23 protein-coding genes and 1 tRNA gene are annotated in these 21865 nt (G+C 72.8%); 9 read left to right on the plus strand and 15 right to left on the minus strand.

The window, feature by feature from the left end; all coding sequences use genetic code 11:
- Window positions 1–156: 156 nt before the first annotated feature.
- The gene (locus tag OG357_RS15775; protein ID WP_329621742.1) at window positions 157–1446 is read left to right on the plus strand and encodes an amidohydrolase family protein; all 1290 of its coding nucleotides are present in this window, start codon (window positions 157–159) and stop codon (window positions 1444–1446) included.
- A 2-nt stretch (window positions 1447–1448) separates the two neighbouring features.
- Entirely contained in the window at window positions 1449–2105 is a 657-nt protein-coding gene (locus tag OG357_RS15780; protein WP_329621743.1) for an NAD(P)H-binding protein, read from the plus strand.
- 66 nt (window positions 2106–2171) lie between these two features.
- Here the strand turns inward: OG357_RS15780 and OG357_RS15785 are convergent.
- A tRNA-Tyr gene (locus tag OG357_RS15785) sits at window positions 2172–2253 on the minus strand.
- Window positions 2254–2422: 169 nt separating this feature from the next.
- Between OG357_RS15785 and OG357_RS15790 the strand changes: the two genes are divergently transcribed.
- The 4 genes from OG357_RS15790 (at window position 2423) to OG357_RS15805 (ending at window position 5405) form a co-directional block, all read left to right on the plus strand.
- Complete coding sequence (locus OG357_RS15790) at window positions 2423–2914, plus strand: YajQ family cyclic di-GMP-binding protein (protein WP_141295791.1); 492 nt, start codon at window positions 2423–2425, stop codon at window positions 2912–2914.
- A gap of 95 nt (window positions 2915–3009) precedes the next feature.
- Window positions 3010–3516, plus strand: a complete 507-nt coding sequence (locus OG357_RS15795) for a methylated-DNA--[protein]-cysteine S-methyltransferase (RefSeq protein ID WP_329621744.1) — start codon at window positions 3010–3012, stop codon at window positions 3514–3516.
- Entirely contained in the window at window positions 3513–4145 is a 633-nt protein-coding gene (locus OG357_RS15800; protein ID WP_329621745.1) for an alpha-ketoglutarate-dependent dioxygenase AlkB family protein, read from the plus strand. Before OG357_RS15795 ends, OG357_RS15800 begins: the two co-directional genes overlap by 4 nt.
- Window positions 4146–4160: 15 nt before the next feature.
- Window positions 4161–5405 (plus strand): APC family permease, encoded by a 1245-nt coding sequence (locus tag OG357_RS15805; protein WP_329621746.1) that lies wholly within the window; start codon window positions 4161–4163, stop codon window positions 5403–5405.
- Here the strand turns inward: OG357_RS15805 and OG357_RS15810 are convergent.
- The 14 genes from OG357_RS15810 to OG357_RS15875 all read right to left on the minus strand — a co-directional run bounded on the left by OG357_RS15810 (window position 5371) and on the right by OG357_RS15875 (window position 18305).
- Entirely contained in the window at window positions 5371–6405 is a 1035-nt protein-coding gene (locus OG357_RS15810) for a hypothetical protein (RefSeq protein ID WP_329621747.1), read from the minus strand. The genes OG357_RS15805 and OG357_RS15810 overlap by 35 nt on opposite strands.
- Window positions 6405–6797, minus strand: a complete 393-nt coding sequence (locus tag OG357_RS15815; protein WP_329621748.1) for a YccF domain-containing protein — start codon at window positions 6795–6797, stop codon at window positions 6405–6407. Before OG357_RS15815 ends, OG357_RS15810 begins: the two co-directional genes overlap by 1 nt.
- The gene (htpX, locus tag OG357_RS15820; RefSeq protein WP_329621749.1) at window positions 6794–7657 is read right to left on the minus strand and encodes a zinc metalloprotease HtpX; all 864 of its coding nucleotides are present in this window, start codon (window positions 7655–7657) and stop codon (window positions 6794–6796) included. Before htpX ends, OG357_RS15815 begins: the two co-directional genes overlap by 4 nt.
- Window positions 7658–7859: 202 nt before the next feature.
- Entirely contained in the window at window positions 7860–8321 is a 462-nt protein-coding gene (gene mscL / locus OG357_RS15825; protein ID WP_329621750.1) for a large conductance mechanosensitive channel protein MscL, read from the minus strand.
- Window positions 8322–8356: 35 nt separating this feature from the next.
- On the minus strand, window positions 8357–9883 hold the full coding sequence (locus tag OG357_RS15830; RefSeq protein WP_329621751.1) for an NADH-quinone oxidoreductase subunit N: 1527 nt from the start codon (window positions 9881–9883) through the stop codon (window positions 8357–8359).
- Window positions 9880–11433 (minus strand): complex I subunit 4 family protein, encoded by a 1554-nt coding sequence (locus OG357_RS15835; RefSeq protein WP_329625602.1) that lies wholly within the window; start codon window positions 11431–11433, stop codon window positions 9880–9882. Before OG357_RS15835 ends, OG357_RS15830 begins: the two co-directional genes overlap by 4 nt.
- Window positions 11434–11460: 27 nt before the next feature.
- Window positions 11461–13440 carry an NADH-quinone oxidoreductase subunit 5 family protein gene (locus OG357_RS15840; RefSeq protein WP_329621752.1) on the minus strand — a complete coding sequence of 660 codons (1980 nt, stop codon included), beginning with the start codon at window positions 13438–13440 and terminating at the stop codon, window positions 11461–11463.
- On the minus strand, window positions 13437–13850 hold the full coding sequence (nuoK, locus tag OG357_RS15845; protein ID WP_329621753.1) for an NADH-quinone oxidoreductase subunit NuoK: 414 nt from the start codon (window positions 13848–13850) through the stop codon (window positions 13437–13439). The genes OG357_RS15840 and nuoK overlap by 4 nt, the downstream gene beginning before the upstream one ends.
- On the minus strand, window positions 13850–14422 hold the full coding sequence (locus OG357_RS15850) for an NADH-quinone oxidoreductase subunit J family protein (protein ID WP_329621754.1): 573 nt from the start codon (window positions 14420–14422) through the stop codon (window positions 13850–13852). Before OG357_RS15850 ends, nuoK begins: the two co-directional genes overlap by 1 nt.
- Entirely contained in the window at window positions 14419–14988 is a 570-nt protein-coding gene (locus OG357_RS15855; RefSeq protein WP_329621755.1) for a NuoI/complex I 23 kDa subunit family protein, read from the minus strand. Before OG357_RS15855 ends, OG357_RS15850 begins: the two co-directional genes overlap by 4 nt.
- Window positions 14988–15956, minus strand: coding sequence for a complex I subunit 1/NuoH family protein (locus OG357_RS15860; protein WP_329621756.1), 969 nt, complete (start codon window positions 15954–15956; stop codon window positions 14988–14990). Before OG357_RS15860 ends, OG357_RS15855 begins: the two co-directional genes overlap by 1 nt.
- Complete coding sequence (locus OG357_RS15865; RefSeq protein ID WP_329621757.1) at window positions 15953–17326, minus strand: NADH-quinone oxidoreductase subunit C; 1374 nt, start codon at window positions 17324–17326, stop codon at window positions 15953–15955. The genes OG357_RS15860 and OG357_RS15865 overlap by 4 nt, the downstream gene beginning before the upstream one ends.
- Window positions 17323–17886, minus strand: a complete 564-nt coding sequence (locus OG357_RS15870; RefSeq protein WP_329621758.1) for an NADH-quinone oxidoreductase subunit B — start codon at window positions 17884–17886, stop codon at window positions 17323–17325. The genes OG357_RS15865 and OG357_RS15870 overlap by 4 nt, the downstream gene beginning before the upstream one ends.
- The gene (locus OG357_RS15875) at window positions 17877–18305 is read right to left on the minus strand and encodes an NADH-quinone oxidoreductase subunit A (RefSeq protein ID WP_189800433.1); all 429 of its coding nucleotides are present in this window, start codon (window positions 18303–18305) and stop codon (window positions 17877–17879) included. The genes OG357_RS15870 and OG357_RS15875 overlap by 10 nt, the downstream gene beginning before the upstream one ends.
- Window positions 18306–18461: 156 nt before the next feature.
- Here OG357_RS15875 and OG357_RS15880 point away from each other — a divergent pair, with 156 nt between their 5' ends.
- The 3 genes from OG357_RS15880 (at window position 18462) to OG357_RS15890 (ending at window position 21855) form a co-directional block, all read left to right on the plus strand.
- Window positions 18462–19646: a sensor histidine kinase gene (locus tag OG357_RS15880; RefSeq protein ID WP_329621759.1), complete on the plus strand. Its 1185-nt coding sequence runs from the start codon at window positions 18462–18464 to the stop codon at window positions 19644–19646.
- 130 nt (window positions 19647–19776) lie between these two features.
- Window positions 19777–21063 (plus strand): sensor histidine kinase, encoded by a 1287-nt coding sequence (locus OG357_RS15885; protein WP_329621760.1) that lies wholly within the window; start codon window positions 19777–19779, stop codon window positions 21061–21063.
- Window positions 21064–21195: 132 nt separating this feature from the next.
- Window positions 21196–21855 carry a response regulator transcription factor gene (locus OG357_RS15890; RefSeq protein WP_329625603.1) on the plus strand — a complete coding sequence of 220 codons (660 nt, stop codon included), beginning with the start codon at window positions 21196–21198 and terminating at the stop codon, window positions 21853–21855.
- Window positions 21856–21865 lie beyond the last annotated feature (10 nt).

A 21865-nucleotide genomic window follows, 5' to 3' on the forward strand; every position in this document is an offset into this window, starting at 1 on the left:
ACCCGGCCCCCGCGACGGCTCTCACCAGGCGTCACGTACGCCACTCGTGGACTCATCGGTACGACTATTGCGCTCCTCCTCGAAGGCGGGACCGAGCCCCCCTAGGCTCTGCCCCACCTTGCGCGATCTTGATCTTGAGGAGCCTTGAGGAGCCCGATGTCAGCCGACAGCAAGCAGCCCCAGCCGCCCGAGGACGGGGCCGCCACCACCGCCGACTCGACCTCGCTCCTGCTCTCCCACGCGCGCCTCACCGACGGCCGGACCGTGGACGTCCGGCTCGTCGGCGGGCGGATCGAGGCCGTGGGCACGGCCGGCAGCCTCAGCGCCGTCGGCGGTTCCCGCGTCGACCTCGCCGGCTATCTGCTGCTGCCCGCCGCCGCCGAACCCCACGCGCACGCCGACACCGCGCTCTCCGCCGACACCCCGGGGCCCGTCTCGTACGCCCCGGAGGAGGTCCAGCGGAGGGCCACCGAGGCCGCCCTGCTCCAGCTGGGACACGGCGCGACGGCGCTCCGCGCGCACGTACGCATCGGCGACGTCCAGGGGCTCGGCCCGCTCGAAGCCGTGCTCCAGGCGCGGCGCTCGCTGCGCGGCCTCGCCGACCTGACGGCCGTCGCCGTCCCCCGGCTCCTCACCGGGGTCGCGGGCGCGGACGGGCTCGCGATGCTGCGGGACGCGGTGAAGATGGGCGCCGGTGTGGCCGGCGGCTGCCCGGACCTCGACCCGGACCCGGCCGGATACGTGGAGGCCGTCCTGGAGGTCGCGGCCGAGCACGGCTGCCCGGTCGACCTGCACACCGACGGGGACGACCCGGCCCGGCTCGCCCGGCTCGCGGCGATGGCCGGGGGGCTGCGGCCCGGGGTGACGATCGGGCCGTGCGCCGGGCTCGGCCGGCTCCCCGCCGACGTGGCCCGGCGGGCGGCGGACCAGCTGGCGGCGGCCGGGGTGACGGTGGTGTGCCTGCCGCAGGGCGGCTGCGGGGGTACGGAGCTGCGCGGCGCGGCACCGGTCCGGCTGCTGCGGGCCGCCGGGGTGCGGGTCGCGGCAGGCAGCGGGGCGCTGCGGGACATGTCCAACCCGGTGGGGCGCGGGGATCCGCTGGAGGCGGCGTACCTGCTCGCCTCGCTGGGCGGGCTGCCGCCCCAGGAGGCGTACGCGGCGGTGAGCGCGGGGGCGCGGGCCGCGATGGGGCTGCCGGAGGTGCGGGTGGAGGCGGGCTTCCCGGCGGAACTGCTCGCGGTGCGCGGCGAGCGGCTCGCGGGCGTGCTGTCCCTCGCGTACAGCCGGATCGTGGTGCACCGGGGGCGGGTGGTGGCCAGGACGAGCGCGGTGCGGGAGTACTGCGACTCGGCGGCCGCCCTGGACCTGCCCCGGCAGGTGCGGCCGGAGCGGCCGCAGCCGCCCGAGCCGGGGAGCCCTCCGGCCGGTCCCGTCGTACGGTCGTGAGTATGCGCATCGTCATCGCTGGAGGACACGGACAGATCGCCCTGCGCCTGGAGAGGCTGCTGTCGGCGGGCGGACACGAGGTCGCGGGGATCATCCGCCGGCCGGAGCAGGGCGACGACCTACGGGCGGCGGGCGCCGAGCCGGTCGTCCTGGACCTGGAGACGGCGTCGGTGGAGATGGTCGCGGCGGTGCTCCAGGGCGCCGACGCCGCGGTGTTCGCGGCGGGCGCGGGGCCGGGGAGTTCGGTGGACCGCAAGGACTCGGTGGACCGCGCGGCGGCCGTGCTCTTCGCGGACGCGGCGGAGCGGGCGGGCGTACGGCGCTACGTCGTCGTCTCCTCGATGGGCGCGGACGCGACCCACAAGGGCGACGACGTCTTCGACGCCTACCTCCGCGCGAAGGGCGCCGCCGACGACACGGTCCGCGCCCGCACGGCCCTGGACTGGACGATCCTGCGCCCGGGCTCCCTGACGAACGACGCGGGCAAGGGCCTGGTCCGCCTGGAGGCCCACACGGGCCGGGGCATGGTGCCGCGCGACGACGTGGCGGCGGTCCTCGCGGAACTCCTCGACACGCCGGCGACGGCGGGCCTGACCCTGGAGCTGATCAGCGGCTCGACGCCGCTCTCGGTCGCCGTGAAGGACGTGGCCGGAAACTGACCCGCCGCCCTACGGCCCGGAAACGAGTGAAGGTCCCCGGTGCGAACACCGGGGACCTTCTTCACGTGGCGACGCCAGGATTCGAACCTGGGTAGGCTAAGCCGACGGATTTACAGTCCGCTCCCATTGGCCACTCGGGCACATCGCCATGAGATCGCTGCCGTGGAGCCGCTTTCGCGGTGTTCTGTGGCAACGACGTAAACAATACCTGATCCCCGGGGGTGGTCCGCCACCGGATTGATCAGCGGTTCGAGTCGCGGCGAACCCCCTAGGCTTTGGGCTGTACCCGACAGCAACCGAGCAAGGAGCCACGAGTCATGGCCGACTCCAGTTTCGACATCGTGTCCAAGGTCGAGCGGCAGGAGGTCGACAACGCCCTCAACCAGGCCGTGAAGGAGATCTCCCAGCGTTACGACTTCAAGGGGACCAACGCCTCCATCTCCTGGTCGGGCGAGAAGATCCTGATGCAGGCGAACGGCGAGGAGCGCGTGATGGCGATCCTCGACATCTTCCAGACCAAGCTGATCAAGCGGGGCATCTCGCTGAAGTCGCTGGACGTCGAGGGTGAGCCGCAGCTGTCCGGCAAGGAGTACAAGCTCTTCGCCTCGATCACCGAGGGCATCTCGCAGGAGAACGCCAAGAAGGTCGCGAAGGCTATCCGGGACGAGGGCCCCAAGGGCGTCAAGGCGCAGGTCCAGGGCGACGAGCTGCGCGTCAGCTCCAAGAGCCGGGACGACCTGCAGGCCGTGCAGGCGCTGCTCAAGGGCAAGGACTTCGACTTCGCCCTCCAGTACGTGAACTACCGCTGACCCGTCGAGGCTCGTGTCCGAATTCCGCCAGCCCGAGCGTCGGCGGGCCCCGCACACTGGATCGTGGAAGACCCGTGCGGGGAGAGGAACCAGTCATGACCGTGTACGCGTACGTCGACGGCCCCCTGGGCGAGATGCTGCTGGTCGGGCAGCTCGCCGAAGGGGGCCGTGCCGTGCTGCGCTCCCTGTCCCTGCCGGGGCAGAAGGGCGGCGTCGAGGTCGAGGACGGGTGGACGTGCGCGCCCGAGGCGTTCGAGGACGTCGCCCGGCAGCTCGGTGAGTACTTCGCCGGGCGGCGGGAGCGGTTCGACATCCCGTACGACCTGAGCTGCGGTACGGACTTCCAGCGGCGCGTCTGGCGGGCCCTGGAGGAGATCCCGTACGGGACGACCGTCTCCTACGGGGACGTCGCCCGGCTCGTCGGCTCGGCCGGGGCCGGGGTGCGGGCCGTGGGCACCGCGATCGGGCGCAATCCGCTGCTCGTGGTGCGGCCCTGCCACCGGGTGATCGGGGCCGACGGGAGCCTGCGCGGGTACGCCGCCGGGCTGGAGCGGAAAGAGCGGCTGCTGGGAGTCGAGGGCGCCTTGGCGGGCCTTGCGTGAGCGAGGGGCTCTTTCCTCGCGAGCGGGCCGTCGTCGCGCCCGGGGCCGTGCACGTGCCCGGGTGGCTGTCGCCCGCGCGGCAGAGGGAGTTGGTGGACGCCTGCCGGGAGTGGGGGCGCGGGCCGGTGTCGTACCGGCGGACCGTGCTGCCGGGCGGGGGCGTCATGTCCGTGCGGTCGCTGTGCCTGGGCCGGCAGTGGGAGCCGTACCGCTATCTCGACTCGGTCGGCGTCGAACTGCCCGACTGGCTGGCCGCCTTGGGGCGCGAGGCGGTCGTCGAGGCGTACAGGGAGAACGGCGGGGCCGTGGGGTTCGCTCCCGATACCGCGCTCGTGAACTTCTACGGGGCCGGCGCGAAGATGGGCATGCACCAGGACAAGGAAGAGCGGTCCGGGGCCCCTGTGGTGTCGTTGAGCCTCGGGGACCGGTGCGTCTTCCGGTTCGGGAACGCGGAGAACCGCGGGCGGCCCTACCGCGACGTCGACTTGGCCTCCGGTGACCTTTTCGTTTTCGGCGGGGCCTCGCGGTGGGTTCATCACGGGGTGCCGACGGTCCACCCGGGGACGGCCGATCCGGCGCTCGGCCTGGTCGGGCGGCTCAACATCACGCTGCGCGAGACCGGTCTCTGACCGCCCCCTAGGCTGATGCGCGTGACAGAGGAACTGCGCCGGTCGCTCGGCGTCTTCGACGCGGTCGTGATCGGGCTCGGATCGATGGTCGGGGCCGGGATCTTCGTGGCGCTCGGGCCGGCGGCCGATGCGGCCGGGTCCGGGGCCGGGCTCCTCTGGGCGCTCGGGGTCGCCGCCGTCGTCGCGTACGCCAACGCCATGGCCTCGGCGCGGCTTGCCGCCCTTTACCCGGCCTCCGGCGGCACCTATGTGTACGGTCGCGAACGTCTCGGGTCGTTCTGGGGGTACCTGGCCGGCTGGGCCTTCGTGGTCGGCAAGACGGCCTCGTGCGCGGCGATGGCGCTGACCGTCGGGGCGTACGTGTGGCCGGAGCAGGCGCACGCCGTGGCGGTCGCCGCCGTGGTGGCTCTGACGGCCGTCAACTACCGGGGAGTTCAGAAGTCGGCGCTCCTCACACGGGTCATCGTTGCCGTGGTTCTCGCCGTTCTCGCCTGTGTCGTCGTGGTGTCCTTCGGGGCCGGCGAGGCGGCGCGGCCGACGCTCGGCGGAGAGGTCGTCGCGGGCTCGGTCTTCCAGGCCGCGGGTTTGCTCTTCTTCGCGTTCGCGGGGTACGCGCGCATCGCCACGCTCGGCGAGGAGGTCCGCGATCCGGCCCGCACGATCCCCCGGGCGGTGCCGGTGGCCCTCGGGATCGCGCTCGCCGTCTATGCGGCGGTCGCGGTGAGCGTGCTCACCGTCCTGGGGCCCGCCGCCCTGGCCGACTCCCCCGCGCCGCTCGCCGACGCGGCCCGCGCGGCGGACGCGGAGTGGCTGGTGCCGCTCGTCACGGTGGGCGCGGCGGTCGCCGCGCTCGGCTCGCTGCTCTCGCTGATCCTCGGGGTGTCCCGGACGACCCTGGCGATGGCGCGGGACGGATATCTGCCGGGCGGGCTCGCAGTCGTGCACCCCCGCTTCCGGGTGCCGCACCGGGCCGAGCTCGCCGTGGGCGCGGTGGTGGCCGTGGTGGCGGCGACGGCGGACGTGCGCGGAGCGATCGGCTTCTCGTCCTTCGGCGTGCTCGTCTACTACGGCATCGCGAACGCCTCCGCCTGGACGCTGGGGGGCCGGAACCGGCCGCTCGCCGCGCTCGGGCTCGTCGGCTGCGCGGTGCTCGCGTTCGCGCTGCCGCTCGGGTCCGTCCTCGTAGGGTCCGGGGTCCTCGCGGCGGGGGTCGTGGCATGGGCGGTCAGTCGAGGACGAGCCGTACCCCCGCGTCCGTGAGCTCCTCGACGAGCTCCTGGAAGGTCGCGGGGCGCTGTCCGCCGTAGGGCAGGACGCCCAGGCAGGCGCGGCCCACGTCGGCGTGATGCCAGACGACGGTCGCGCCGGCCAGGTCCTCGACCGTCGCCCCGAAGCTTCCCGCCCCTAAGCAGCGGCCCGGGCCGAGCACGGCCTCCCCCAGCGCGCACCGGAACGAGTCCTCGTCGACGATGTCGGTGCCGTCGAGGTGGTACGTGGCGCCGGGGACGAGCTCCGGGGCGCCGTGCGAGCCGTGGGCCGCGGCCCGGTCCAGCCACTCGCCGCGCGCCGCGCCGGTGAACCGCCGCCAGGTGCCGGGCTCGGTGGGCCTCGCGTGCCAGAACAGGTCCCATATCTCGCCGGTCGCGGGGGGCACCAGGCGCGTACGGGGGATGGACAGGGTGAGGTCGACGAGACCGCGGTGGCGGGCGGAGGTGTCCCAGCCGGTGATGCGGCCCGCCGCGCCCTCGTGGTGCTGGTTCCCGATCCGGGTGAGGCCCTGGTAGCGCACCTCGCGGAACTCCTCCGCGCCCGCGGCGAGGGCGTCGCGGAGTTCGCCACGCGGGGAGCAGCCGAGGAAGGTGACGTCGGTGTGGGCCTCCTCCTCGGGTGCGGCGCGCGTGACCGGGATCAGGTTGCCGCACGGGACCGGGTCGGCGGCGTGGGGGGTGCGGCGCGGCTCGCCGGTGGCCTCCACCGTGACGACGTCGCCGCGCATGCCGAGGATCCGGGTGTCGGCGAGGGCCCACCGTGTGCCGTGGAGGTCGACGACGAGCGTGCCGTACGGCGCGGTGCCCTCGACGACCGCCTGGGTGACGGCCCGGGACAGCTCGCCGCGGGGTTCGCAGCCGCGGAGCTCGTAGCGGACGCGGGCGGGTCGGGCGGGTTCGGCGAAGAGGCCCGTCACGTCCTGGCAGAGGGCCAGGACGTGGCGGCCGGGATCGCCGGGGGCGGGCATCAGCACGTAGCGGGGGAACTGCATCAGTGGGCCGGGTACGCCTGGTCCGTGGGGACGATCTCCTTGCCGAGGGGGAGCAGCGAGACGGGGATCAGCTTGAAGTTGGCGATGCCGAGCGGGATGCCGATGATCGTGATGCAGAGGGCGATGCCGGTGACGATGTGGCCGAGGGCGAGCCACCAGCCGGCGAGGATCAGCCACAGCACGTTGCCGATGCAGGAAGGGGCGCCCGCGTCGCGGCGGTCGACGACCGTGTACCCGAAGGGCCACAGGGCGTAGAGGCCGATGCGGAACGCGGCGAGGCCGAAGGGGATGCCGATGATCGTGATGCAGAGCAGGACGCCCGCGAGCATGTAGCCCAGGAACATCCAGAATCCGCAGAGGATGAGCCAAATGACGTTCAGGACGGTCTTCACGGGCGGTGACCTGCCATCTGTTCGAGCCGGGCGATCCGCTCGGCCATCGGCGGATGGGTGGAGAACATCTTGGACATGCCCTTGCCGGGGCGGAACGGGTTGGCGATCATCATGTGGCTCGCGGTCTCGATCCGGGGCTCGGGCGGCAGCGGCAGCTGCTTGGTGCCCGCTTCCAGCTTACGCAGGGCGCTGGCCAGGGCGAGCGGGTCGCCGGTGAGCTGGGCGCCGGAGGCGTCCGCCTCGTACTCGCGGGAGCGGGAGATGGCGAGCTTGATGACCGAGGCGGCGATCGGGCCGAGGATCATGACCAGAAGCATGCCGAGGAGTCCTGGGCCGTCGTCGTCGTTGGAGCGGCCGACGGGGATCAGCCAGGCGAAGTTGACCAGGAACATGATCACGGAGGCGAGGGCTCCGGCGACCGAGGAGATGAGGATGTCCCGGTTGTAGACGTGGCTCAGCTCGTGGCCGATGACGCCGCGCAGTTCGCGCTCGTCGAGGATCGCGAGGATGCCCTCGGTGCAGCAGACGGCGGCGTTGCGCGGGTTGCGGCCGGTCGCGAAGGCGTTGGGCGCCTGGGTCGGCGAGATGTAGAGCCGCGGCATCGGCTGGCGGGCCTGGGTGGAGAGCTCGCGCACCATCTTGTACAGCGCGGGGGCCTCGAACTCGCTGACGGGGCGGGCCCGCATGGCCCGCAGCGCCAGCTTGTCGCTGTTCCAGTACGCGTACGCGTTGGTGCCGAGCGCCACGAAGAGCGCGACGATCAGCCCCGTCCGTCCGAAGAAGCTGCCGATGACGATGATGAGGGCGGAGAGCCCTCCGAGGAGGACGGCGGTCCTCAGCCCGTTGTGCCGGCGGTGCACGGTACGCCCTCCAAGTGGTGCGGCAGGGGAACCCTTTGCTTCGTGGTGGTCCACTCGTCCAGTGGACCCTCCCGTACTGGTCAACGCCAGGCGGGAGGCTCGGGTTCCCCCGGCCGTACCGGGGCGGGCCGGACAGGCCTGAGGGCCGTTCGGGTGACGGCGTCCCCTAGGGCCTATCCGACCCTGATCCGCCGGACAGGCCCTAGCGGGCGGCCGGGACCGCGATCTTCTCCGGCGCCAGGCCGGCGGCGATGGGCTCGATCTCGCTGGTGCAGTGGGCGCAGCGGGTGGCGATCGCCGGGATCTCGGTGAAGCAGCGGGGGCAGTCGCGCTTCTCCGACTTGGGGTCGGCGGCCTCCGCCTTGGCGAACCTGTCCTGGACCTTCGCCAGCGGGGCGACGATCAGGAAGTAGAGGACCGCGGCGGTGATGACGAAGGCTATGGCGGCGGAGATGGCGAGGCCGTAGGGGAAGACGGTCTTGCCGACGCTGAACTTCGCCTCGCTGAAGTCGCCGACCGAGCCGGTGGCGAGGCCGATGAGCGGGGTGATGAAGGCCTTGCTGAAGCCCGTGACGACGGCCGTGAACGCGGTTCCGACGGCCAGACCGATGGCCATCGAGATGACGTTCCCGCGAAGTATGAAGTCCTTGAATCCGTTCAGCACGGGGTGTTGCTCCTCGGTGTTTCTTTGTGGGGGGGTCAGAAGAGGCTGTCCGCCGCGAAGCGGAGGGCGAACTGCGGGTAGCCCGACAGCACGACACCGGCGGCGGCGGTCAGCGCGATCGCCACGGTGACCGGCGCGGAGGCCTTGTGGGGGACGGGGGCCCCCACCGGCGCGCGGAAGAGCAGTGCCGTCCAGCGCAGGTAGTAGTACAGCGCGATCACGACATTGAGACCCATCACCACGGCCAGCCAGCCGAGACCCGCGTCGACGGCCGACGAGAAGACGGTCACCTTGGCGAAGAGGCCGATGATACCCGGGGGCAAACCGGCCAGATTCAGGAGGAAGAACCCGAGCACGAGGGCGGTGACGGGGCTGGCCGCGTACAGGCCCCGGTAGTCCGCGATCCGGTTCCCGGGGTGCGTACGGGCGACTAGGGCGACGACCGCGAAGGCGCCGAGGTTCACGACGGCGTACATCAGGGCGTACGCGACGGTGGCGCCGATCTGGTCGTCGTCGGCGTACGCGGCGGCGGCGATCGGCACCAGGAGGTAGCCGGCCTGGGCGACGGAGGACCAGGCGAGCAGCCGGACCGCGCTCCACGCGCGCGTGGAGACCTGCCGAAGGGCGGCGACGTTGCCGGCGGTCATGGTGAGCGCGGCGAGGGCGGCGAGCGCGGGGCCCCAGACGTCGGCGTACGAGGGGAAGGCGACGACCGTCACGAGGATGAGCCCGGTGAAGCCGACGGCCTTGCCGACCACCGAGAGGTAGGCGGCTACGGGCAGTGGCGCGCCGACGTAGGTGTCGGGGACCCAGAAGTGGAAGGGGACGGCGGCTGTCTTGAAGGCGAAGCCGACGAGGGTGAGGGCCACGCCCGCCTCGGCGAGCGTTTCGAGCTGCCCGGGGACGGAGTCGAGGCGCTGGGCGATCTCCGTGAGGTGGAGGGTGCCGGTCGCCGCGTACACGAAGCTGACGCCGAGGAGGGTGACGGCGGTCGCGGTGACGGAGGAGAGGAAGAACTTGAGCGCGGCCTCGCCGGACATGCGGTCGCCGCGCTTGAGGCCGACGAGCGCGAAGGCGGGCAGCGAGGCCACTTCGAGGGCGACGACGAGGGTCGCGAGGTCGCGGGAGGCGGGCAGCAGGGCCGCGCCGGCGGCGGAGGACAGCAGCAGGAACCAGAACTCGCCGGCCGGGAGCTTCTCGCGGGTCGCGTCCAGGGAGAGGATCGCGGTGAGGAGCGCGCCGCCGAGGACGAGCAGCTGGATGACGAGGGTGAACTGGTCGGCGGTGTAGCTGCACGCCGCGGCGTGCCCCTGGGCCTGCGCCTCGGCGGTGAGGCAGAAGGTGGAGCGGTCACCGGCCCGCAGCGGGACGAGGAGGGCGAGGGCGGCGGTGAGGCCGCCGATCGCGGTCCAGCCGAGGAGCCGCTTGCGCTCCGGGGGGACGAAGAGGTCGGCGACGAGGACCACGAGGGCGACCACGGCCGTGAGGGTGGGGGGCGCGATCGTCAGCCAGTCGACGGACTGGACGAGCGACTCGCCGGCGAGCGTCGTCACTGGGGTCATCGGGTGCCTCCGGCGAGGAGCTGCTGGACGGCCGGGTCGGTGAGGCCGAGGAGGACGGCCGGCCAGAGTCCGGCGAGGACGGTGAGGGCGACGAGCGGGGTCCAGGCGGCGAACTCGTACCCCTGGACGTCGGCGATCGCCGTCTCCTCGGCGGGCCGGGGGCCGCCCATGCAGACGCGGCGGACGACGAGGAGGAGGTAGGCGGCGGTGAGGAGGGTGCCGAACGCGCCGATCGCCATGAAGGTGAGGAAGGCGGGGCGGCTGAGGCCCGGGGCCGGGTCGAAGGCGCCGAAGAGGGCCAGCATCTCGCCCCAGAAGCCGGCGAGGCCGGGGAGGCCGAGGGAGGCGACGGCGGCGAAGGCGAGGAGGGCCCCGAGGCGGGGGGCGCGGCCGTAGAGGGCGGCTCCGGTGGCGCCGGCGAGGGTGTCGAGGTCGGCGGTGCCGTACCGGTCCTTGAGTGCGCCGACCAGGAAGAAGAGGAGGCCGGTGACGAGGCCGTGGGCGATGTTGGCGAAGAGGGCGCCGTTGACCCCGGTGGGGGTCATGGTGGCGATGCCGAGGAGGACGAAGCCCATGTGGCCGACGGAGCTGTACGCGATGAGCCGCTTGAGGTCGCCCTTGGCGCCGGGCCGCACCAGGGCGAGGCAGGCCAGCGATCCGTAGATGATCCCGGCGACGGCGAAGGCGGCGAGGTACGGGGCGAAGGTCCGCATGCCGTCGGGGGCGATCGGCAGGAGGATCCGGACGAAGCCGTACGTGCCCATCTTGAGCAGGACGCCGGCGAGGAGGACGGAGCCGACGGTCGGGGCGGCGGTGTGGGCGTCCGGGAGCCAGCTGTGCAGCGGCCACATCGGGGTCTTCACGGCGAGCCCGAGACCGATCGCGAGAACGGCGGTGACCTGCACGGACGTGGTCAGTCCACGGCCGTTGTCAGTGGCGAGTGCCACCATGTCGAACGTGCCCGCCTGCAGGCCGATGAGGAGCAGGCCGAGCAGCATGACGACGGAGCCGAGCAGCGTGAAGAGGATGAACTTCCAGGCGGCGGCCTGCCTGCCCTCGCCGCCCCAGCGGGCGATGAGGAAGTACATCGGGATGAGGACCATCTCGAAGGCCAGGAAGAACAGGACGAGGTCGAGGACGGCGAAGGTCGCGAGAGTGCCGGACTCCAGGACGAGAAGCAGGGCGACGAAGGCCTTGGGGGAAGGGCCGCTCGGCATCTTGAAGTAGGAGTACAGCGCGCAGAGGAAGGTCAGCAGCGCGGTCAGGACCAGGAGGGGGAGGGAAATGCCGTCGATGCCGAGGTGGATGCGCACGTCGAGTGCGGGGATCCACGTGATGTCCGTGGTGGCCTGCATCTTCGACGGCTGGTCGTGGTCGAAGCCGAGCGCGAGGACGATCGCGGCCAGCAGGATGACGCCGGTGACGGTGACGCCGTGGCGGAGCACGGCCTGGTCCGGCGACTTCCCCTTCAGTCCGGGCGGGGCCGGGAGAAGGGCGGCGGCTGCGCCGATGAGCGGGCCGACGACGGTCAACGCGAGAAGGAACTGCATCACGGATTCGCTGATATCGATCACGTCTCACGCTCCGGCGACGGCGTTGGCGAGGGCGACTGCGGCGATCACCAGGACGACGGAGCCGGCGAGCAGGGCGCTCAGGTAGGTCTGGACGTTGCCGGTCTGGGCGCGGCGGACGAGCCACCCGAGACCCTTGGCGGAGTTGCCCGCGGCGCTGACGTACGTGTCGACGACCTCGCGGTCCAGGAAGCGGACCAGGGAGGCGGCGGCGAGGACGGGGCGGACGAAGGCGGCCCGGTAGACGGCGTCCAGGTGGAAGCCGGCGGCGGCGGGGGCGTGCAGCGGGCCGAGGAGGGCACGGCCGGGGTCGGCCGGGTCCGCGGCGGGGTGCGGCAGGTGCAGCGCCTCGGCCTCGACCAGGCCGGCGTCGGCGTCGGGGTGGGCCACGTGCGGGACGGGGGGCGCGATCGGGGTACGGGCGGCGAGCGTCCGCCAGACCGCGTACGTGATCACGGCTCCGGCGGCGGCGAGGCCCGTGCCCAGGACGGCCGTGGTGACGGTCGGGGTGAGGGCGTCACCGCCGAACCAGTCGTCGAGGTACGTGACGGTCAGCCCGAAGCCCAGGGAGGGGATCGCGAGGACCCACAGGACGGTCGTCATGGCGAGCGGCTGGCGGCCGTGGTCGGGGGCCTCGGCGCCCCGGCCGCGGAAGGTCCGCAGCCACAGGCGGAGGGCGTAGGCCGCGGTGAGGAGGGCGGTGAGCAGCCCGGCGACGAGGACGGTCCAGCCGGCCCCGGCGGGGATGCCGGTCCGGTCCCCGAGCGCGGTGTGCTCGGCGGCCACGAGGACGGCTTCCTTGGAGAAGAAGCCGGCGAAGGGCGGGATCGCGGCGAGCGCGAGGAGGGCGACGGTCATCGTCCAGTACGCGTCGGGGATGCGCTTCGCGAGGCCGCTCATGCGGGACATGGCGGTGAGCGAGTTCGTCCCGGCGGCGTGGATGACCGCGCCGGCGGCGAGGAAGAGCAGCGCCTTGAAGGCGGCGTGCGAGAGGAGGTGGAAGACGGCGGCCCCGCGGTCGCCGACGGCGAGGGCGCCGGCCATGTAGCCGAGCTGGCCGATCGTCGAGTAGGCGAGGACCCGCTTGATGTCGTCCTGGGCGAGCGCGGCCAGTGCCGAGCCGACCATCGTGATCGCGGCCATCACGGCGAGCACGGTCATGGCCGCGGCGGATTCGGCGAAGACAGGGAGCAGTCGGGCCGTGAAGTAGATGCCGGCGGCGACCATCGTCGCCGCGTGGATGAGCGCAGAGACGGGGGTGGGACCGGCCATCGCGTCCGGGAGCCAGGTGTGCAGCGGGAACTGCGCGGACTTGCCGGCCACGCCCGCGAGCAGGAGCAGCGCGATCAGGGTCGGGTGGTCGATGCCGCCGTTCTCGACGGCGCGGAGGACCTCGGTGATCCGGAAGCTTTCGGCGTCGGCGGCGAGCGCGAAGAGACCGATGAGGAAGGGCACGTCACCGAGCTTGGTGACGAGGAACGCCTTGAGGGAGGCGGCCCGCGCCTCGGGGGTCTCCCAGTAGTGGCCGACGAGGAAGTACGAGCAGATGCCCATGATCTCCCAGCCGACCAGCAGCACCATCAGGTCGCCGGAGTAGACGACGAGCAGCATCGCGGAGGTGAAGAGGGAGACGAGCGCGGCGTACGAGGGGTAGCGGCGGTCGTCGCGGAGGTAGCCCGTCGAGTAGATCTGCACGCAGGTCGCGATCACGCCGACGAGGACGGCGACGAGGGCGGCGAAGCCGTCGATGTAGAGGCTCAGGTAGATGGGGACGGAGCCTGTGGGCGTGAGCTCCGTGGCCGCGCTGATCACCTCGTCGCCGCCCTGGCGGGCGGCTACGAGGACGGCGAGGACGGCCGCGGCGAGCGTCGGGAGCACGGCGAGCGGGCGGACGAAGCCGGGCGCGGTGCGGCCGAGGAGGAGTCCGGCGACGGAGCCGAGGAAGGGCAGGAGGGGGACGAGGACGGCGAGGGTCGTGGTGGTCACGCGGTGGCCTCGGCCTTCTCGCCGTGGGGCGTGTCGTCGTGCGGTTCGTGCGGTGTCCCGCCGTGCGGTGTCCCGCCGTGGGGCGTGCCGTCCGTGTCGTCGGGTCGCTCCGCCGTGTCGCGGAGGCGGTCGACGTCCGCGGTGCCGCGGTTGCGGTGGACCATCAGGACGATCGCGAGACCGATGCCGATCTCCGCGGCGGCGACGGCGATGGTGAAGAGGGTGAGGGCCTGCCCGGCGTGCAGGGCATCGCGGAGCCAGACGTCGAAGGCGACCAGGTTGAGGTTGACGGCGTTGAGCATGAGCTCGACGGACATCAGGACCAGGATCGCGTTGCGGCGGGCGAGGACTCCGTACGCGCCGACACAGAAGAGGAGGGCGGCGAGGACCGCGGGATAGGCGAGGTGCATCAGCGCTCCTGCTCCTTCTTGCGGGAGAGGACGATCGCGCCGACCAGCGCGGCCAGGAGGAGCACCGAGAGGGCCTCGAAGGGCAGCACCCAGTGCTTGAAGAGGGTGGCGCCGGTGACCTCGGTGGAGCCCTGGACGGCCCCGTCGAGGTCGATCCAGGTCGTGCGGAACGCGTCGACGACGACCCAGACGAGCGCCACGGCGGCGGCGAGCGCGACGCCGAGGGCGACCGGGCGATTGCCGGAGTCGGCGTCCGGGGAGCGGCCGATGGGGGCCTTGGTGAGCATGAGGCCGAAGAGGAGGAGGACGACGACGGAGCCGACGTAGATCAGGACCTGGACCCAGGCGATGAACTCGGCGGTCAGGAGCAGGTACTCGACGGCGAGCCCGCCGAGCGCCACGACCAGCCAGAGGGCGGCGTGGACGAGCTGGCGCGTGGTGACGGTGACGACGGCGGCGCCGAGGGTGACGAGGCCGACGAGGAGGAAGGCGATCTCGACGCCGGAGGGCGAGAGGAAGCCGTGGGCCTCCGCGGCCGCCGCTTGTGCTGCCGGGTGTGCTGCCAGGGTCACTGCTGCTCCTCCTGGGCCTCGGCGGCGGCTGCCTTCTCCGCTGCCGCCTTCTCGGCCGCCTTCTCCGCCGCCTTGCGGGCCGCGGCGATCTCCTTCGGTTCCTCCGCCTTCGGGTCGAGCGCGGGCGGCTCGGGGACCGTCCACATCCACTCGCGGAGCTTGTCGCGCTCGTGGGTGAGCTCGTGGATGTCGGTCTCCGCGTACTCGAACTCGGGCGACCAGAAGAGTGCGTCGAAAGGACACACCTCGATGCAGATACCGCAGTACATGCAGAGCGAGAAGTCGATGGCGAAGCGGTCGAGGACGTTCCGGCTGCGCTCGCGGCCGCCGGGGGCGGCGGCCGGCACGGTCTCCTTGTGGGAGTCGATGTAGATGCACCAGTCGGGGCACTCGCGGGCGCAGAGCATGCAGACCGTGCAGTTCTCCTCGAACAGCCCGATGACCCCGCGGGTGCGGGGCGGCAGCTCGGGCTGGACGTCCGGGTACTGCGCGGTGACGGTCTTCCTCGTCATCGTGCGGAGCGTGACGGCGAGGCCCTTGGCGAGGCCGGAGCCGGGGATGGGCATTACTGGATCGCCACCTTCACGATGCCGGTGAGCGCGATCTGCGCGAGGGCGAGCGGGACGAGCGTCGTCCAGGCCAGCTTCTGGAGCTGGTCCTCGCGCAGGCGCGGGTAGGTCACCCGCAGCCAGATCACGACGAAGGCGAGGACGGCGGTCTTGAGGAGGGTCCAGACCCAGCCGAGGCCGTCGGCGCCGAAGGGGCCGTGCCAGCCGCCGAGGAAGAGGACGGTGGTGAGACCGCAGAGGACGATGATGCCCGCGTACTCGGCGAGCAGGAAGAGCGCGAAGCGGAGGCCGGTGTACTCGGTGTACGCGCCGAAGATGATCTCCGAGTCGGCGACGGGCATGTCGAACGGGGGCCGCTGGAGCTCGGCGAGACCGGCGACGAAGAAGACGAGCGCGCCGACGATCTGCCAGGGCAGCCACCACCACTCGAAGGCGTTGAGGATGCCGGGGAGGGAGACGGTGCCGGCGGCCATCGCGACGGACGCGGCGGCGAGCAGCATCGGGAGCTCGTAGGCGAGCAGCTGGGCGGCGGTACGGAGGCCGCCGAGCAGGGAGAACTTGTTGGCGGACGCCCAGCCGGCCATGAGGCTGCCGAGCACGCCGACGCCCATCACGGCCAGCACGAAGAAGATGCCCGCGTCGACGACCTGGCCGACGGCCCCCTCGCTCGGCCCGATCGGGATCGCGACGAGGACGAGGAGGTACGGGAGGAGGGCGACGGCCGGTGCGAGCTGGAAGATCCGCCGGTCGGCGTCCTTGGGGACCACGTCCTCCTTCTGCGCGAACTTCACGCCGTCGGCGACGAGCTGGGCCCAGCCGTGGAAGCCACCGGCGTACATGGGGCCGAGGCGGCCCTGCATGTGGGCCATGACCTTGTGCTCGGTCTGCCCGACGACGAGGGGCAGGACGAGGAACACGGCGAAGACGATGAGGAGCCGGACGGCGACGTCGAGTGCGTCGTTCACGCGGGGTCGCCTCCGGCGGGGTCGGTGGGTTCGGTGGGTGCGGACTCTTCCCGCCCTGCGGGCGGCCCGCTTTCGGGGGCCGGTGCCTGGGCCGGGTCCTGGGCCGGGTCCTGGGCCGACGGCTCGGCCTCGGCCGGGGTGGCCGGGGTGGCCGGCGTGGCCGGGGCCTCGGGCTCGGCCGGGGTGGCCGCCTCGGTCGGCTCCGCCGCCGCCGTGCCCGGGGCCTCGGGCTCAGGCGGCTCCTTGTCGAAGGCCGGGCGGGCGTGGTGCCAGGGAGCATCCGAGCTGCGGGTACGAGGGGTCGCCGTGGCCGGGCCGTCCGCCGTCGCGTCCTGCTCCGGGGCCGCCTGGCTCGCCGAGCCGTCGGCGGCCGTGCCCGCGCGGCGCGGCGGGCGCGCCGTGGGCGCTGCCGGGGCCGCGCCGTCGGCGGCCGGGGCCGGGGCCTGGGGCTCCGGTGGGGTGCCTGCGTCCGGTGTCGTCTGGCTCGCCGAGCCGTCGGCCGTCGTGCGCGCGCGGCGCGGTGGGCGCGCCGTCGGCGATGCCGGGGCCGGGCCGTCGGCGGCCGGGGGCTGGGCCTCGGGCTCCGGTGCGGTGGTTGCTTCCGGGGTCGTCTGGCTGGCCGAGCCCTCCGTCACCGAGCGGGAGCGGCGCGGGGGGCGGGCCGCTGCCTCCGGTGCGGACGTCGGGTCCGGGGTCGGCTGGGTCGCCGAGCCCTCCGTGACCGAGCGGGTGCGGCGGGCCGGGCGGTCGCCCGCCGTCGCTCGGGCCGGGCGGGCCGGGGCCGGGGGGAGCTGGCCCTTGAGGGGGCCCCACTCGTTGGGGTCCGGGACGCCGGGCGGGAGCATCTGGCGGCGCTTCGGTCCTCCGCCGTCGTGGGACTCGCCCGGCTCCTTCGCGCCCGGCCACGCCTTCGCGACCCGGGCCGCGAGGACGAAGTCCTTGCGCAGTGGGTGGCCCTCGAAGTTCTCCGGGAGGAGGAGCGGGACGAGGTGGGGATGGCCCGTGAAGTCCACGCCGAACATCTCGTGGGTCTCGCGCTCGTGCCAGCCCGCACCCGCGTACACCCCGATCGCCGTCGGGAGGGCCGGCGCCGCGTGCGGGACCGTCGTACGGACGAGGAGGCGGCGCGGCGGGTGGCCGGCGCTGAGGGCGACCACGTGCGCGCAGACCCGGAAGCCCGTGCCCGGCTCGTCGACCGCGCTCAGCCAGTCGAAGTAGGTGCAGCCCAGCTCGTCGCGGGCCGTGGTGAGCGCCGTGATCCAGGCGGCCGGCGGGACGTCGACCGTCAGCAGGTCGTACGCCCGCTCCGCCGTCGCCTCCTCGCCGAAGATCTCCGTCACGGAGTCGGGGAGGGAGTCGTACGTACTCATGGCCTGTCTCCCGGCGGGGGCGTCAGCGGGCTCGTCAGCTCCGAGACCGACGCGGTCGTCGCGTACCGCTCCGCCAGGCTCTCGCGCGCGATCTTCTCCTGGAGCTTGAGGATGCCCTGGAGGAGCGCTTCGGGGCGGGGCGGGCAGCCCGGCACGTACACGTCGACCGGGATGATCTGGTCGACGCCCTTGGTGACCGAGTACGAGTCCCAGTAGGGGCCGCCGCAGTTGGAGCAGGCGCCGAAGGAGATCACGTACTTCGGCTCGGGCATCTGCTCGTACAGGCGCTTCACGGCCGGGGCCATCTTGTCCGTCACCGTGCCGGAGACGATCATCAGGTCCGCCTGGCGCGGTCCCGGCGCGAAGGGGATCACGCCGAGCCGGATGAAGTCGTGCCGGGCCATCGACGCGGCGATGAACTCGATCGCGCAGCAGGCGAGGCCGAAGTTGAAGACCCACAGGCTGTAGCGGCGGCCCCAGTTCAGGACCACCTTCATCGGCTCGGGAGCCAGGCGGGCGAGCGGCCCGAGCTTCGGAGCGGGCAGCGGTGTTACGTCCATGACAGGACGCCCTTCTTGTACGCGTAGAGCAGCCCCACGGCCAGGAAGCCGAGGAAGACGAACATCTCGACCAGGGTCGTGGCGCCGTAGCCGGGCGCCGCGAAGACCGTCGCCCAGGGGAAGAGGAAGATCGAGTCGACGGCGAAGATGACGTAGAGGAAGGCGTACACGTAGTAGCGGACCTGGGTGTGCGCCCAGCCCTCCCCCACGGGGTCGACACCGCACTCGTAGGTGAGGAGTTTCTCGGGTGTCGGCACGACGGGCCTGAGCAGTCGCCCGGCGCCGAACGCCACGGCGACGAAGAGCACGCCGACGACGGCGAGCAGCCCGACGACGGAGTACGTCTGGAAGTAGTCCGCCGCGTCGGCCGCGACAACGGTCGGTTCCCGCACGTCCGCCCCTCGGTCTCGGTGTCTCATGGGTCACTTCTGTACGCACGCGAGTCTAGGCCCTGTTAAAGGGACCGTAAGCGGTCCCCGGGTACTCCTTGGTAGGCCCCGGTGGGGATATCCCCACCGGGGCTCACCCACCTCCCCCATGGCGTCGCACGTTCCCCGACCGGCAGTCTGGGGACCATGAGCGCCGATCATGAATTCCCCGGTAAATCCCCCGGTTCCGCCGATGCCCCTCGTCCGCCCGTGCGGTCGGCCTACGGGAAGGAGACCTGGAAGGAGATCTCCTTCCTCCTCTCCAACCTCTTCACGACCCTGGCCGGTTTCGTCTACGCGGTCGTGACCGTCGTGCTCGGCGTGAGCCTCTCCGTCACGGTGATCGGGCTGCCGCTGCTCGCCCTCGGTCTGGGCGGCGCGCGCTGGATCGGCCGGTCGGAGCGGGCGCGGGCCCGCTCGCTGCTCGGGGTACGGGTCGCGGAGCCGTCCCGGATGCCGCCGCGCCGCGGCTTCTTCGCGTGGCTGTGGTCCTCGCTGAAGGACCCGGTGGCCTGGCGGACCCAGCTGTACGGGCTGATCCGACTGCCCTGGGGCATCGTGACGTTCACCGTCGCCCTGGTCTCGCTGCTGGTCCTCTGGCCCGTCCTGCCCTTCATCGCCCGCGGTCTGACGAACGCCGACCGGGGCATGGTCCGCGGGTTGCTCTCGCCCTCCGACGAGCTGGAGCGGCGGATCGCGGAGCTGGAGTCGGACCGTGGCGTGGTCGTGGACACGGCCGCGGCCGACCTGCGGCGCATCGAGCGCGATCTGCACGACGGCGCGCAGGCCCGGCTCGTCGCCCTCGCGATGGGGCTGGGTCTCGCGAAGGAGAAGCTCCTGGAGGACCCGGAGGGGGCCGCGGCGATGGTCGACGAGGCCCACGGCGAGGTGAAGCTCGCGCTCCAGGAGCTGCGGGACCTGGCCCGGGGCATCCACCCGGCGGTCCTCACGGACCGGGGGCTCAGCGCCGCCCTGTCCTCGGTGTCCGCGCGCTGCACGGCGCCGGTGAAGGTGTCGGTGGACCTGGCGGAGCGGCCGGCCGAGGCGATCGAGGGCATCGCGTACTTCACGGTCTCGGAGCTCCTCCAGAACGTCTCCAAGCACGCACGGGCCCGGTCCGCGTCCGTGGAGGTGTGGCGGTCGGAGGACCGTCTGATGCTCCAGGTGCGCGACGACGGCGCCGGCGGGGCGCGGCTCGACGGCGGGACGGGGCTCGCGGGGCTGACGGAGCGGCTCGGGGCGGTGGACGGCCTCCTCGTCGTCGACTCCCCGGAGGGCGGTCCGACGACGGTCACGGCGGAGCTGCCGTGGCGCTCCCGGCCCTCCGCGTAAGCACCGGGTGGGTCAGGTAGGGAAAACCCCCCACCGGAGACGCCCACTCCCCTCATGGTCCGGGGCGCGGCGAAACGGAACCCTGGAACACGTACCGCCCCATCCCCTTGAGCAGAGAAGGACGACCGCGATGGCCTCCCCCCGACTCCCCGCCGCGATCCGCGCGCCGTTCGAGGCCCGCACCTGGCGTGCGCTCGGTTACGTGCTGATCGGGCTGCCGCTCAGCGTCATCTGGTTCTCGCTCTCCGTCGCCTTCGTCTCGGCCGGCGCCGGGCTGCTCATCACCTTCCTAGGGGTGCCGATCCTGGCCGGGGCGCTCGCGATGTGCCGGGGCTTCGGCGCGGTCGAGCGGGCCCGGGCGCGGGCGCTGCTCGACCTCGACGTGAAGGCGCCGGAGCCGGTGCGCGGCAAGACCGGCGGGGCGTTCTCCTGGATGGGCGCGATGCTGAAGAGCGGGGCGTCGTGGCGCCACCTGCTGTACGCGCTGCTGCACATGCCGTGGGCGGTCTTCGGCTTCTCGGTGTCGGTGGCGCTGTGGGCCTGGGGCTGGAGCCTCTTCACCTACCCGCTGTGGCAGTGGGTCTTCCCCACGTGGATCGGGCAGGACGGCATCCAGCTGTACGGGGACGCCACCCACCAGATGTACCTCGACAACGGCTTCGAGGTCGCCGTGACCAGCCTGATCGGCCTGCTGTTCGTCCTGGTCGGGCCGTGGGTGCTGCGCGGGATCGTCGCCGTCGACCGGTTCCTCGTCGCGGGGCTGCTCGGCCCGTCTCGGCTGGCCTCCCGGGTGACGGAGCTGGAGTCCGACCGGGGCGTGGTCGTGGACACGGCCGCGGCCGACCTGCGGCGCATCGAGCGGGACCTGCACGACGGCCCGCAGGCCCGGCTCGCCTCGCTCGCCATGGATCTGGGGCTCGCGAAGGAGAAGCTGGCGGAGGACCCGCAGGCCGCGGCGACGATGGTCGACGAGGCGCACGGCGAGGTGAAGGTCGCCCTTCAGGAGCTGCGGGCCCTGGCCCGGGGCATCCACCCGGCCGTCCTGACCGACCGGGGCCTGGACGCGGCGCTGTCGTCGGTGGCCTCCCGGTGCTCGGTGCCGGTGTCGGTGGACGTGGACCTGCCGGCCCGGCCGGTCGCGGCGATCGAGGGCATCGCGTACTTCGCGGTCTCGGAGCTCCTGCGGAACGTCACGGAGCACGCGCGGGCCCGGCGCGCCTGGGTGGACGTGTGGCGGGCGGGCGACCGGCTGATGCTCCAGGTGCGGGACGACGGTGTCGGCGGCGCGGAGGCGGCGGCGGGCCGGAGCCTGGCGGGGCTCTCCGAGCGGGTCGGGGCGGTGGACGGCGTCCTGGCGGTGGACTCGCCCGCGGGCGGGCCTACGACGGTGACCGTCGAGCTGCCCTGGCGCGCGTAGCCCTGCTCCGTCCGTCTCGGCCCGCCTCGGGGTCCTCCCCCGGGGCGGGCCGCTTCCTGCGATGCTGGAGGCCTTATTGACCTTCGGGACAGGGGGCTGCGGGACGTGGGAGTACAAGAGGTGACAGATCGGGTGCGGGTGGTCATCGCGGAGGATTCGGTGCTGCTCCGTGAGGGGCTGACCCGGCTGCTGACCGACCGGGGGCACGACGTCGTCGCCGGGGTGGGTGACGGCGAGGCACTGGTGAAGCTGGTCGCCGGGCTCGCGGGCGAGGACGCGCTGCCGGACGTGGTGGTCGCGGACGTGCGGATGCCGCCGACGCACACGGACGAGGGCGTGCGGGCGGCGGTGCGGCTGCGCAAGGAGTACCCGGGTCTGGGTGTCCTGGTCCTGTCGCAGTACGTGGAGGAGCAGTACGCCACCGAACTCCTGGCGGGTTCGAGCCGGGGCGTGGGCTATCTGCTGAAGGACCGGGTCGCGGAGGTCCGCGAGTTCGTGGACGCGGTGGTCCGGGTGGCCGGGGGCGGTACGGCGCTGGACCCCGAGGTGGTGCAGCAGCTGCTGGGCCGGTCCCGTCAACAGGACGTGCTGGCGAACCTGACGCCGCGCGAGCGGGAGGTCCTGGGCCTTATGGCGGAGGGGCGGACGAACTCGGCGATCGCGCGGCAGCTCGTGGTGAGCGACGGCGCGGTGGAGAAGCACATCAGCAACATCTTCCTGAAGCTGGGCCTCTCCCCGAGTGACGGTGATCATCGGCGGGTACTGGCGGTGTTGACGTATCTGAAGTCCTGAAAATCTGACA

Source organism: Streptomyces sp. NBC_01255 (genome assembly GCF_036226445.1).
Classification (GTDB): domain Bacteria; phylum Actinomycetota; class Actinomycetes; order Streptomycetales; family Streptomycetaceae; genus Streptomyces.

Excerpts from the sequence above, each read along its gene's own strand:
- OG357_RS15775 (WP_329621742.1), top strand. The coding sequence starts at position 157 with ATGTCAGCCGACAGCAAGCAGCCCCAGCCGCCCGAGGACGGGGCCGCC.
- OG357_RS15780 (WP_329621743.1), top strand. The coding sequence starts at position 1,449 with ATGCGCATCGTCATCGCTGGAGGACACGGACAGATCGCCCTGCGCCTG.
- OG357_RS15790 (WP_141295791.1), top strand. The coding sequence starts at position 2,423 with ATGGCCGACTCCAGTTTCGACATCGTGTCCAAGGTCGAGCGGCAGGAG.
- OG357_RS15795 (WP_329621744.1), top strand. The coding sequence starts at position 3,010 with ATGACCGTGTACGCGTACGTCGACGGCCCCCTGGGCGAGATGCTGCTG.
- OG357_RS15805 (WP_329621746.1), top strand. The coding sequence starts at position 4,161 with ATGCGCGTGACAGAGGAACTGCGCCGGTCGCTCGGCGTCTTCGACGCG.
- OG357_RS15810 (WP_329621747.1), bottom strand. The coding sequence starts at position 6,405 with ATGCAGTTCCCCCGCTACGTGCTGATGCCCGCCCCCGGCGATCCCGGC.
- OG357_RS15830 (WP_329621751.1), bottom strand. The coding sequence starts at position 9,883 with ATGACCCCAGTGACGACGCTCGCCGGCGAGTCGCTCGTCCAGTCCGTC.
- OG357_RS15835 (WP_329625602.1), bottom strand. The coding sequence starts at position 11,433 with ATGCAGTTCCTTCTCGCGTTGACCGTCGTCGGCCCGCTCATCGGCGCA.
- nuoK (WP_329621753.1), bottom strand. The coding sequence starts at position 13,850 with ATGCACCTCGCCTATCCCGCGGTCCTCGCCGCCCTCCTCTTCTGTGTC.
- OG357_RS15855 (WP_329621755.1), bottom strand. The coding sequence starts at position 14,988 with ATGCCCATCCCCGGCTCCGGCCTCGCCAAGGGCCTCGCCGTCACGCTC.
- OG357_RS15865 (WP_329621757.1), bottom strand. The coding sequence starts at position 17,326 with ATGAGTACGTACGACTCCCTCCCCGACTCCGTGACGGAGATCTTCGGC.
- OG357_RS15870 (WP_329621758.1), bottom strand. The coding sequence starts at position 17,886 with ATGGACGTAACACCGCTGCCCGCTCCGAAGCTCGGGCCGCTCGCCCGC.
- OG357_RS15875 (WP_189800433.1), bottom strand. The coding sequence starts at position 18,305 with ATGAGACACCGAGACCGAGGGGCGGACGTGCGGGAACCGACCGTTGTC.
- OG357_RS15880 (WP_329621759.1), top strand. The coding sequence starts at position 18,462 with ATGAGCGCCGATCATGAATTCCCCGGTAAATCCCCCGGTTCCGCCGAT.
- OG357_RS15885 (WP_329621760.1), top strand. The coding sequence starts at position 19,777 with ATGGCCTCCCCCCGACTCCCCGCCGCGATCCGCGCGCCGTTCGAGGCC.